This window comes from Pseudoalteromonas sp. MB47, from assembly GCF_011319765.1.
GTDB lineage: Bacteria > Pseudomonadota > Gammaproteobacteria > Enterobacterales > Alteromonadaceae > Pseudoalteromonas > Pseudoalteromonas simplex.
In genome coordinates this window covers 157,242-169,034 of the sequence record NZ_VFBD01000026.1, presented here as the reverse complement: position 1 = coordinate 169,034, position 11,793 = coordinate 157,242, and the positions used below count along the sequence as shown (strand labels likewise).

Below are 11,793 nucleotides of genomic sequence, written 5' to 3'. Positions count from 1 at the left end.
ATAGCAAACTATATAAATAAAACTTATGCTGTTTCTAAAATTTAATAATTTTTATTTTATATCTTTGCAGCGTATCCTGCAGCAAATTTATGCTTTCTTATCTATGGAGAAGACAATGAGATTGGCACCCGCCGTGTTAATGAGCAGTATGTTTCTGTTACTTGCGGCATGTTCAGAGCAAGCACAACAAGGTGAAGCAGAGCCGGTAGTTCGCCCTGTAAAACTGTTTAATATTGGTAATAATTCGGAGCAGAGCATTCGCAGCTTTCCTGCTGAAGTGGTTGCTAACCAAGGATCTTACCTTGCCTTTCGAGTAAATGGTGAGTTACTTGAGTTCCCTGCTCTTGCGGGCCAACACGTTGAGAAAGACCAGCTTTTAGCCAAACTGGATCCTGAAGATTTTCAACTGCAATATGATGAGCGCAAAGCACGTTATGAACTTGCAGCGTCTCAACTTGAGCGTGTGCAAAAGCTATTTAACCGCTCAATTGCCAGCCAATCTGAGTTAGACCAAGCCCTTGCTAATAAACAAGTTGCTGAGTCAGCGCTTAAAATTGCCAAAACCAACCTAGATAATAGCGAATTACGCGCGCCGTTCGCGGGTACTGTGGCAAAGGTATTTGTGAAAAACTTTGAAAACATTCAAGCAAAACAAAACATCCTACGCCTTGAAACCCGCGACCTAATGGATGTGGTTATTCAAGTGCCTGAAAAACTCATTGCACGCATCGATAAAGACGTTCACTATCAACCTGATGTTGTATTTGATGGTTATCCAAACAAGTCATATCAATTAACCATTAAAGAGTTTGATACCCAAGCCGACCCAATTACTTTAACGTATAAAGTTGTGTTTTCATTACCTGTGCCAGAAGATTTTAATCTACTTGCCGGTATGACTGGCCGCGTTGATATAGACTTAAGCAAAATCACCAGTTCACAATCACCTTATACATTACTGCCTGTTGAGGCGGTATTCTCAGAGCCTACCAAGTCTGAAAACGACAACAGCTTTGTGTGGATTTATGACGAAAACACCGGTTTAGTGCACAAGCAAGCTGTTGAAGTTGGCCAATTACACCGTGATGGCATTGAAGTACTATCAGGTATTAAAGAAGGCCAAATCGTTGTGGCTGCTGGTGTGCACTTTTTAGAAGAAGGCATGAAAGTGCGTCCATGGCAAAAAGAGCGAGGCTTATAATGAGCTTTGCTGCACTCGCTATTGAAAGAAAAGTCATTAGCTGGATGTTCGCGCTGTTTCTACTTATTGGTGGAACCGTCGCTTACTTTGGCTTAGGACAACTTGAAGACCCTGAATTCACCCTAAAAAAAGCCATGGTGATAACCCTTTATCCGGGCGCGTCACCGCAGCAGGTTGAAGAAGAAGTCACCTTCCCTATTGAAAATGCAATTCAGCAGCTACCGTATGTTGATTACGTAACCAGTATTTCATCACCGGGTAAATCGCAAATTACCGTCGAGATGAAAAGCAATTATCGTAAACAAGACTTACGCCAAATATGGGACGAACTGCGTCGTAAAATCAATGATCAGGCATCGTCGATGCCCTCAGGTGTTTATCCAAGCAAGATTATGGATGACTTTGGTGATGTATACGGGGTGATGTATGCAGTCACTGGTGATGGTTATTCTTACGATGAGCTAAAAGATTACGTTGATTATTTAAAACGTGAGCTTGTTTTGGTTGATGGCGTTAGTAAAGTAACAGTGGGTGGTGAGCAACAAGCACAAGTTATGGTTGAGATTTCAACCCGTAAACTTGCCCAGTTAGGTATTTCGCCTAATCGTATTTATCAACTTTTACAAACTCAAAATAGCGTGTCGAACGCTGGTAAAGTGCGTGTTGGCGATGAATCAATTCGCTTACACCCAACCGGTGAATTTAAAGACGTAAAAGAGCTCGAAAACCTACTGATTTCTAAGCCTGGTGAAAATGAGCTTATTTACTTAGGTGACGTTGCCACCGTTTTTCGTGAGTACGCAGAAGTCCCTAACAATATTATTCGCTATAACCAGCAGCAAGCACTACTGGTAGGTGTGTCGTTTAGCACTGGCGTTAACGTTGTTGATGTAGGTGCAAATATTGATGCCCATTTAGCGTCACTAGAGTATCAACGACCACATGGTATGGAAATTAACAGCGTTTATAACCAACCAGAAGAGGTTGAGAAGTCAGTTAGTGGCTTTATTATCAGCCTACTTGAAGCTGTTGCCATCGTTATTATTGTACTTTTAATATTTATGGGCTTTAAAAGTGGCGTACTGATTGGTGTAATACTGCTACTGACCGTATTAGGTACCTTCATTTTCATGAAGTTGTTTGCCATTGATTTACAGCGGATTTCGCTTGGCGCCTTGATTATAGCTTTAGGGATGCTGGTAGATAATGCCATTGTAGTAACCGAAGGCATATTAATAAACCTCAAACGCGGTCAAACAAAACTGCAAGCGGCGACTAACATCGTTAATCAAACCAAGTGGCCATTACTGGGGGCTACGGTTATTGCAATTACTGCCTTTGCGCCGATTGGCTTGAGTTCAGATGCCAGTGGTGAGTTTGCTGGCAGCTTGTTCTGGGTGTTGTTTATTTCCTTGTTACTAAGCTGGATCACAGCTATTACCTTAACGCCTTTTTTCGCTGATTTAATGTTTAAACAAGCCACTGAAAAACAGCCGCATCACGATGAAGACCCTTATCAAGGTGTTATTTTTAATGTTTATAAAGGCGTGTTGCATACAGCAATGCGGTACCGTAAAACCACGCTACTGCTGATGGTGATCCTGCTTGTTAGCTCAGTTTATGGCTTTAAATTTATCAAGCAGTCGTTCTTCCCAGCATCGAATACTCCTATGTTCTATGTCGATTATTGGCATACGCAAGGCGCTGATATTCATACCACTATGGATGGTGTTGCAAAGCTCGAAAAATTCTTACAAGACGACCCACTGGTTGAAGAAATTACCACAACAGTTGGACAAGGTGCACCGCGTTTCATGCTGACTTACGCACCTGAAAAATCATACCCAGCTTATGGGCAATTGATTATTCGAGTAAAAGACCGCGAAGCTGTTACAACCATGATCAAAAAAGTACGCGATTACCAACACGAGCATGTACTTGATGCTCAGCTCAAAGTAAAACGTATGGAAATTGGCCCATCAACAGATGCAAAAATTGAAGCGCGTTTTTCTGGTGCTGATCCTGTGGTACTTCGCCAATTAGCAAAAGAGGCGAAAGACATTCTGCATCAAGATGCGGGGGCATTTAATATTCGTGACGATTGGCGTGCTCGCTCGAAGTTAATTCGTCCACAATTTAACGAGCAAAAAGCCCGTCGTTTAGGGATTGCTAAATCAGACCTTGATCAGCTGCTGTTAACTAGCTTATCGGGTAAACAAGTGGGCGTATATAAAGACGGCACGCAAATGCTGCCTATTATTGCTCGCTCACCTGCTGAAGAGCGCTTAAACGTTGAAAGCTTGCGCGACTTACAAATTTACAGCCCAGTGTTAGGAGTGTTTGTTCCGGTGACACAAGTGGTTGATGATTTTGTTGTTGAGTGGGAAGACAGCTTGATCATGCGACGTGACCGTAAGCGTACCATCACTGTAATGGCTGACCACGATGTTATTGGCGATGAGACTCCAGCGAAGCTCTTTGCACGTGTTCGTAAAGACATTGAAGCTATTGAACTACCTCGTGGCTATGAATTGCAATGGGGCGGCGAATATGAGTCATCAACAGATGCGCAAAAAGCTATTTTCGGCTCATTACCTCTTGGTTACTTAGCTATGTTCGCTATAACTGTATTACTATTCAATTCAGTTAAAAAGCCTTTAGTGATTTGGGCAACAGTGCCACTAGCCATTGTGGGTGTATCAGCTGGTTTATTACTAATGAATGCAGCATTTAGCTTTATGGCCCTACTTGGCTTACTAAGCTTAAGCGGTATGCTCATTAAAAACGGCATTGTATTAGTTGATCAAATTAATCTTGAACTCGATAGTGGCAAAGACCCTTACAAAGCAGTATTCGACTCTGGTGTAAGCCGTGTTCGCCCTGTAGCGATGGCAGCAATTACCACCATTTTAGGCATGATCCCACTGCTATTTGACGTGTTCTTCCAGTCAATGGCGGTAACCATTATGTTTGGTCTTGGTTTTGCGACAGTGCTGACACTAATTGTTGTGCCTGTGCTTTATACCATGCTGTTTAAGATCAAAGTACCTAAACAGCGTCACGCTAATTAATACAGATTGACTCTCAACCAAAAGCCCTACCAGCAAACTGTTAGGGCTTTTTCTTTATTACCTATTATTTTAAAAGGTAATAAAATCCGCCACAGCCAGCAAATAAAAATAAGCAACACCAAAAATAAAAGCGCACTGGTTCTTGGTGCTTATGGGTGGTGCTAATGCTCCCTGTATAGCTTCGGCTACCTATACGAATGTTATTCGTAAGTAACCCCAACACCCCATATCCAACAAACAATAGAGATGTAATAAAGATAAATACATTCTGAAAGCTAGCCATTGATAACCCAGTTTATTAGTCGTGAAACATTGGTCAGCTATCAATCATTAACTTATTTATTATTCTCGGTAAAGTCGGGTGCCGAGAGCTCGCCAGTGTCTAGTATAAATTTTTGTTATTTAAGGTGGGTTAAGGTGGGTGTCTAGTTAACGTTATTTAAGATGGGTGTCTAGTTACTTTTAAAGTGGATTTCCATTTAAAGTGGGTGTCCATTTTTGGGGAAGCGCACTAGCTTTCGTGAAATTTATTTAACGTGGCTGTCCATTTTGATGATCTGGTTATGGCTCTAAATAAAGTGGGTGTCTATTTAATGATTTTTTGATGATCTTGTTATGGTTATTAATAAAGTGGGTGTCTATTTAATGCTTAACCTATCAGCTTGTGTGCTAACCTATTTCTGCTGATTTAGTACTTGAAGAATTAAGATGTTTAGAAGTGGTTTTTACTTATTGATTGCAATACTCAGTGGTACTTTAAGTGCCAATGAAAAAGCATACTATCTGCATGAGTCTAATGTGGCTTTTCACGTTGCCGTTGAAAGTTTATCCGATGCTGTTTTAGCAATTGAAGGGCAAAATGGATTGATATTTAACTCAAGATGGATTTTTGGGGAAATAGGCACGCCAATCGCAGATATTTGTGAAGGGCAACAATCAGCCGATTTTGAACTTGGGTGTGATTCTGTTTCAAGCCGCGCTGTTGAATCTCATTACGGCTTTCCACAATACAGTCAGATTGCTCTGTATTTTAGACCTAACTTGATTGTGAATGGACTCAAATTGATTGAAGCAAGTGTCAAAAACAATGAAATAGCGCTATTAGTATTTGAAGATGACAATACAAAAGAGCTATTCTTTGTAAGAAAACATCAACTTATCGATATTATCTCGAAAAAACTCACTAAAAAAGAATTTAAACAGAAAAGAGACCGTCTTGAAGATGATGCTATTTACCCTAATAAAGGCTAAGGTTGAAATCAGTATCATTTAGAACCCTGAGGGAACCAGTAAAGACTAGTCAGGGCTCTAATGCGCTGAAGCTTACTTTTTCAGGCTTAATGTACCTGTACGTTTAGTACTGCTACGCTTCGTTTGATTTGGTTTTGATGAGTGTGGATTGCCAGCTTTTGATCTTGATTGACCTTGCTTGGCATCATTGCGTGCTTTTTTCACGTATTTAGAAAAGTCGCGCTTTTTTTCTTCTTCATTGCGTGGCTTTTGCTTCGCACGAGCTTGCGTTGGCTGTTTGTTTTCATCAATTGAACGCTCTTCCGTTTTACCTGAGTCGGCAATTGAGTTATTGATCTCAGCCATTTCTTGTTCGGTTAAGTGACGCCACTGCCCTACTTTTAAACCCTTTAGGGTCACGTTCATAATTCGTGTGCGCTTTAAAGTCACCACTTCATAGCCTAAATATTCACACATACGGCGTATTTGGCGGTTTAAGCCTTGTGTTAGCACAATGGTAAATTGCTGCGGGCCGGTTTGTTTAACCTTACACTTTTTAGTAACGGTATCGAGGATAGGAATACCATTTGCCATCTTATTAACGAACTGGCGATTAAGTGGTTTATCAACCGTTACTACGTATTCTTTTTCATGATTATTACCAGCGCGAAGAATTTTATTAACGATGTCGCCTTCGTTAGTTAAGAAAATTAAGCCTTCTGAAGGTCTATCTAAGCGTCCAATTGGGAAAATACGTTCTGGGTAATTAACTGCTTTAACAATATTGCTTTGGATTTTTCTCTCAGTCGTACAAGTAATACCAACAGGTTTGTTATAGGCAATATAAACCAGCTTAGGCTTTGCTTTTAAAGGCTTGCCATCAATGAGTACATCATCGGCGTCACTGACTTTTACGCCCATTTCAGGCAAGTTGCCGTTAACAGTAACACGACCTTCTTCAATATATTTATCTGCCTCACGGCGTGAACAAAAACCTGTTTCACTGATAAATTTATTTAATCGCTTTAACTCTGTCATGGCACACTTCTGTCTGGATTTTAAAGCCGCTAGTTTATACCAGAAGCCTTTACCAAGCTAGGTAGAATCTAGGCTCTTTGACTACACTTTTAGTGTTGCGCTGCGTTTTTGGGCTTTTCGCTCAATAAACTATGTAGCGTATCAAAATCGAAGGCGTACTCAGTGCTTTTACTGTTTTGCAGGAAGAAGGCTTCAAAAGGGATAACCGACCAATCTTTGATGTTTCTTAGCCAGCGGTAACTTTGAATATTGTGCTTTGTGATCACACCAAGCTTAAACTTAATCGCATCGTGATTCTGCCAATAAGGGTTGCCATTATGATGATCGACCACGCTAATTAGTGCCCACGCTCCCATCATAAAATGCCCGCCAACACTGGCAGTGAGTTTTTGTTGTTCAATTAAGTCTAAATTATCATCAAGCCAGTCTATGCCACCTATGAAATAGGCTTTATCTGTTTTACCTTTCACAGCTTCTAGGGCGCCTTGCGCCATTAAATCAGACGCACACCAAATCACATTGCTATCAGGGTGTCGTTGCAATAATCGGCTTACTTTATTCGCAGCCTCCTGCTTACTCCAATTTGCATAGACAACTTGCTCAAGCTCAACATCTTGTTTACGTAAATAATGAACGAGGCCATCACTGCGGGTGTCAGATTCAGTACCATAATGGCCATTAATAGCAACAAAATGAGGCGTTTGCTTTGTATTTATTGCCTCATCAAGTAAGGCTTTGCCAAGTTGCTCACCGACTTTGAAGTTATCGTGAAATACTTCACCTAACCAATACTTAAAGCGCTGACGGGGTTTACCGACTTCGTCTCGCTCTACGCCAACAATCGTTTCTTCAAGAGTGATAAATTTAATTTTGTGCTGCTCAAGCAAGGTCATTGACTGCTCTGCACCACCTGGGTAATTAATTAAAATTGCGTAGTCGGGTTTAGCGTTATATTGAAGGTATTGTTTCAGCTCAGCTAATTGAATGTGGCGATTTCCACCGCCATAAATTGTGGTAAGAGCGACATTATTTTGCTTGGCAGCAACCTGCATCACATTAGTCACTCTTTGCCAAAATAAATCACTTTTAACTGAGGGGTTAACTAACAGCACAGAGAATTGCTCGCCAGCATATAGCGGTGAATAGCTAAGCAAGGTTAGAACAAACAAGCAAATCCGCATTACCGCCTCACTCTATTATAATTATTGTATACGAGGAATTAATTAGATAATTTTCGCCAAATTAACTCGCACGGACCTTGTTTAAAATACATACTATACACTTTACAAAAAAACAATTGAAAAACAAGCATAACAGCAATAACTAACCAGTAATCTATTCTATCAAAGCTAAGCGCAGCAGTAGGAAATACAACTTTAAAAAACAATATAAATATGACTGTTTGCATCAAATATAACGTCAATGACATACGCCCAGCTTGCTGTAGCAGCAACCAGTTATTAGGGATATTCTTAACTACTTTCACAATAATGTGGCAATAAAAAATAGCCATGGATAAAGCAGCCAACCAATTAATTGGTTCTACAATCGCGTACATAAAGACACTCTGGTTTGGATCGATTATTAATCTCAGGGCCGTTAAACTTATCGCAGCTGGAACAATCAACTTGAACTGGGAGTTTGTTAAACCATGAATGAATACGCCTTTCTTATATAAATAGACACCCATCAGCATTAACCCTGCGGCCATCCACACAGTGATAAGGGGTACAGCAATAAGCATTATGATAAATACCAAAAAGTTACTGACGAATCCTGCGAAGTAAGAAGAATACGCTGCATCATACGCCATTAAAAAGCTCTCAGAGCTTCTCGTTACAGGGTTAAAATCTGGCTCTACAAAGGTAAGTAAGAATGAAATAAAGGCGCCGAGAAGTAAAAACAACATACCCATACGCAAGTTTTTTTCTTCATCTTGCTGACTAAATTTAAGCGTTAACCAGCCTGCACAAGCATAAATAAACAAAATATCACCAGCCCATAATAAAAAACCATGGGCAAGGCCTATAAATGCCAAAACTTTTAGCCGTTTATGTTGTTTTTCAACATTTTGCCAAAGCTGCCATTGAATAACTAAAGATGCTCCGAATAACAAGCAAAAAAGGCTTCTAAAACGCCCATCAATAAACACGGTATTAATAGTGAAAATTAGCGAGTCTGAAAAGGGTGGCGTAGCACTTGGGGTATAGTCATACTCAAACACAGCAAAGGTGTAGATGTTCATAAACATCAAGCCAAGTACCGCAATACCCCGTAACACATCCATATTTATATTGCGCATAAATCCCTTATAGGTTTTGCCTGCAGCTATCACTCCAATTTACTGCATTTTCGTATATCTTGGGAAGATCTGCGCTTTCAATACTTAGATAGGCAACAGCCTGTTCAAGCGCCCACCAGCTACCAGTTTCGTACGCTTTAACCGTTTCAAGTATGTAATAGAGGATATTTTTTTCTTGCATGAGAGCAGCATGAATTTCGTCAGGAAACGGCAATCTATCCAATAACTTTTCCATAGGTTGATCTAATATGGCATCAAGTAATGAAAATAGCCCTGTTAAAAATGCCTCACCAGTTTGCTGTTTAGCAACACGCTGAGCGATTAATTCACAAAAACGGGCTCTTACAACACAAAGCCGAGTCAACTCGGCTGGTTTTGACTGGGCACTGTGGGCAGTAATAATTAGGCTAACAAACTTTTTAAGTCGTTCATGACCTAAATAAACAAGCGCTTGTTTTAATGAGCCAATTTTACTCTTTATAGGAAAAACACCGCTATTTATTAAACGTAACAGTTTATAAGCAAGTGCAGTATCTAAAGAAAACAAACCAGCGATTTCACTGATATCTGGATCTGGGCGCATGACTTGTGCATAAATCGATAATACCAGCGCATAATTGTAATCAATATCACGATGCTGAATCATCTTCGGTTTAGCAAAAAAATAACCCTGAAAAAAATCAAAGCCCATTTTATGCGCTTTTTCGTAATCATCAGCTGTTTCGAGTTTTTCAGCTAATAGCTTTATCTTTTGATACTTTTTTAATTTATGAACAATCGGGGCCAATTCTTCAAAAGGGGTTTGCTGAACATCAAACTTTATTAAACGAATAAGTTTTAAAAAACGGTCCCATTCGGGTTGGTAAACAAAATCATCCAACGCTAATTTATAGTTGTTATGAAATAACTCACGGCAATATTCGTAATTTTCGTCCGTTGGCTCAATGGTTTCAAGTAACTCAATCACGACATCATTTGTTGGCAAAAATGCGCAAAGGTCCAGCTTCAAAGACTCTGGACCAATATTAATCAATGCTTTTTTACCCGACGTTATATGACGAGTACCTAAATTGAGCTGGTTTTCCATAATTAGGCGAGCCGTTGCCGTGCTCTCTGACACATCAGGAAAACTATTTTGTAAACTATCTCTAAATAGTAGCTCATAGGCGACAACTTGTTGACGACGATTAAAGACCGCTTGCCTAGCAACAAATACAGCCACTTTACCTACTTTTCTTATTTTATATCACACTAAGTAATTAATAGCTGAAATTGGTAAAAAAGTCACCTAATTACCATGAATCACTTACTTTTTATTGATATAAGCCAGATAAATAGCCTTCTGCAACGGATTGCCACGTAAAACGGGCATTTCGAGCCTGTTCACATATTGAGCACCATTTTTCTGGTTGCGATTTTTTAAGCTCAAGCGCATCACTAAAACTAGTAACAAGTTCGTAGCTTTGTGATGCCAAACTCTCGCCTTGGAAACTAAAACCACTCACATGATGTTCTACTGTATCACGTAAACCACCTACACCATGTACTAAGCACGGCTGTCCTGCTCGCATTGCTAACATCTGGCTAATACCGCACGGCTCAAATGAACTTGGCATTAAAAATAAATCGCCTAAGTGGTACATGTATTCACCAACATAATGCGCATAACCTTTTAAAAATAGCAGGTTATCTTGACGTGCCATAACTGATGTCATGATGTGCTCAAGTTCAGTATCCCCTGAGCCTAAAATAATCATGTAGCCGTTATGTTGTTTTAAACGCTGACATAACTCATCTAACACAAGCCCTTTATCATAAGGCTGACGAAGTAACAGTGCTTTTTGGTCCGTTAAACGACCCACACTGGTTACTAATGGCCCAGAAAACGGCCGAGTTTTAAATTGAAGTAATCGTTGATGCGCTATGTAATAGCTTGGATCTAATACTGGGCCTTTTGCCATCCATTGAAATAACGCATTTTCGGCATGTTGATAAAGACTCGCTAAGCTGATGTTTTCAAGCTTCATTCCTGGGTACTCGCAGCCATTAAGAATGCCCACTACACGCCCTTGTTCATAGGCAGCCTGCAAGTCAGCTTCAAGTCCCTCACCACCAAAAAAGCCTTTTTCAGCATCACTTGGACGCAGTACTTCTTGGCAATAAGTTGGCGAAACAAGGTGTACTTTATCAACCAGGTTAATAGCAGTACGCATTGGGTTAAAGCAATCAAAATAGCGCGGATCGCATAACCTTTCGCCGTTATAACCTAAACTTGGGAACCAGGCTTCTAGGCTTGAGCTATCACCTTTGAAAGGACGTATCCCTTGCAATGCAAGGTTATGTACTGTGTAAGCTAAAAATAAGTGAGCTAGTTTTCTATAGCGGCTATCTGTTTTAAGTAATAGAGCAACACAAGCACTGTGCCAATCATGTAAATGCACAACATCCGGCGTGCGAATAAGCCCTTGTAATAAGGCTTCGCAAACAGCAGCGTTAAAAAGAGCAAACTTACTTGCATCGGTTGCAAACGGACGGCCCGGTTCATCATTACAATAAACAGCGCCGTTATGACGGCTAAATTCCCAATGAGAAATAAGCAGTTGCGTTATACCTTCTTCACTTTTAGCAAGCTTCCACACATCCAGTTTTTGCATTTGACCTGCAAAGGGCACGTGCACTACACCTATGTGATGCCGCTCTAAATACTCAAAGCCATAATCTGGGATCACCACATCAACACTAAGGCCTTTTTCTACTAACGCTTTAGGGCAATCTCTAACAACATCCGCTACACCACCGACTTTTGCATTCGGTAATGCATCATTCTCTGCAGCTACCATCAATACATGCATGCTTTGCAGTACTCCATAAAACTTTTATACCAATTGGCAATAATACTTAATTAAGCAAACTGGTATTATTCAAATATAAATAAAGGAGGGACATGCCCT

8 protein-coding genes are annotated in these 11,793 nt (G+C 40.3%); 3 read left to right on the top strand and 5 right to left on the bottom strand.

The window, feature by feature from the left end; genetic code table 11:
* Nucleotides 1-115: 115 nt before the first annotated feature.
* The 3 genes from IMPJCBKJ_RS14620 to IMPJCBKJ_RS14610 all read left to right on the top strand — a co-directional run bounded on the left by IMPJCBKJ_RS14620 (nt 116) and on the right by IMPJCBKJ_RS14610 (nt 5,523).
* A complete protein-coding gene (locus IMPJCBKJ_RS14620; protein WP_166340814.1) occupies nt 116-1,201 on the top strand; it encodes an efflux RND transporter periplasmic adaptor subunit in 1,086 nt (361 codons plus the stop codon).
* Nucleotides 1,201-4,272, top strand: coding sequence for an efflux RND transporter permease subunit (locus tag IMPJCBKJ_RS14615; protein ID WP_166340813.1), 3,072 nt, complete (start codon nt 1,201-1,203; stop codon nt 4,270-4,272). Before IMPJCBKJ_RS14620 ends, IMPJCBKJ_RS14615 begins: the two co-directional genes overlap by 1 nt.
* Before the next feature lie 708 nt (nt 4,273-4,980).
* Entirely contained in the window at nt 4,981-5,523 is a 543-nt protein-coding gene (locus IMPJCBKJ_RS14610; protein WP_166340812.1) for a hypothetical protein, read from the top strand.
* 72 nt (nt 5,524-5,595) lie between these two features.
* Here the strand turns inward: IMPJCBKJ_RS14610 and rluF are convergent, their stop codons facing one another.
* The 5 genes from rluF to IMPJCBKJ_RS14585 form a co-directional block, all read right to left on the bottom strand.
* Entirely contained in the window at nt 5,596-6,540 is a 945-nt protein-coding gene (gene rluF, locus IMPJCBKJ_RS14605) for a 23S rRNA pseudouridine(2604) synthase RluF (RefSeq protein ID WP_054551977.1), read from the bottom strand.
* Between the two features lie 89 nt (nt 6,541-6,629).
* Nucleotides 6,630-7,709: an ABC transporter substrate-binding protein gene (locus IMPJCBKJ_RS14600; RefSeq protein ID WP_166340811.1), complete on the bottom strand. Its 1,080-nt coding sequence runs from the start codon at nt 7,707-7,709 to the stop codon at nt 6,630-6,632.
* Between the two features lie 50 nt (nt 7,710-7,759).
* Nucleotides 7,760-8,842, bottom strand: coding sequence for a DUF418 domain-containing protein (locus IMPJCBKJ_RS14595; RefSeq protein ID WP_082389199.1), 1,083 nt, complete (start codon nt 8,840-8,842; stop codon nt 7,760-7,762).
* A 7-nt stretch (nt 8,843-8,849) separates the two neighbouring features.
* Nucleotides 8,850-10,064, bottom strand: coding sequence for an HDOD domain-containing protein (locus IMPJCBKJ_RS14590; RefSeq protein ID WP_054551975.1), 1,215 nt, complete (start codon nt 10,062-10,064; stop codon nt 8,850-8,852).
* A gap of 91 nt (nt 10,065-10,155) precedes the next feature.
* The gene (locus IMPJCBKJ_RS14585; protein ID WP_166340810.1) at nt 10,156-11,694 is read right to left on the bottom strand and encodes a glycogen/starch synthase; all 1,539 of its coding nucleotides are present in this window, start codon (nt 11,692-11,694) and stop codon (nt 10,156-10,158) included.
* Nucleotides 11,695-11,793 lie beyond the last annotated feature (99 nt).

Excerpts from the sequence above, each read along its gene's own strand:
- IMPJCBKJ_RS14620 (WP_166340814.1), top strand. The coding sequence starts at position 116 with ATGAGATTGGCACCCGCCGTGTTAATGAGCAGTATGTTTCTGTTACTT.
- IMPJCBKJ_RS14610 (WP_166340812.1), top strand. The coding sequence starts at position 4,981 with ATGTTTAGAAGTGGTTTTTACTTATTGATTGCAATACTCAGTGGTACT.
- IMPJCBKJ_RS14615 (WP_166340813.1), top strand. The coding sequence starts at position 1,201 with ATGAGCTTTGCTGCACTCGCTATTGAAAGAAAAGTCATTAGCTGGATG.
- rluF (WP_054551977.1), bottom strand. The coding sequence starts at position 6,540 with ATGACAGAGTTAAAGCGATTAAATAAATTTATCAGTGAAACAGGTTTT.
- IMPJCBKJ_RS14595 (WP_082389199.1), bottom strand. The coding sequence starts at position 8,842 with ATGCGCAATATAAATATGGATGTGTTACGGGGTATTGCGGTACTTGGC.
- IMPJCBKJ_RS14585 (WP_166340810.1), bottom strand. The coding sequence starts at position 11,694 with ATGCATGTATTGATGGTAGCTGCAGAGAATGATGCATTACCGAATGCA.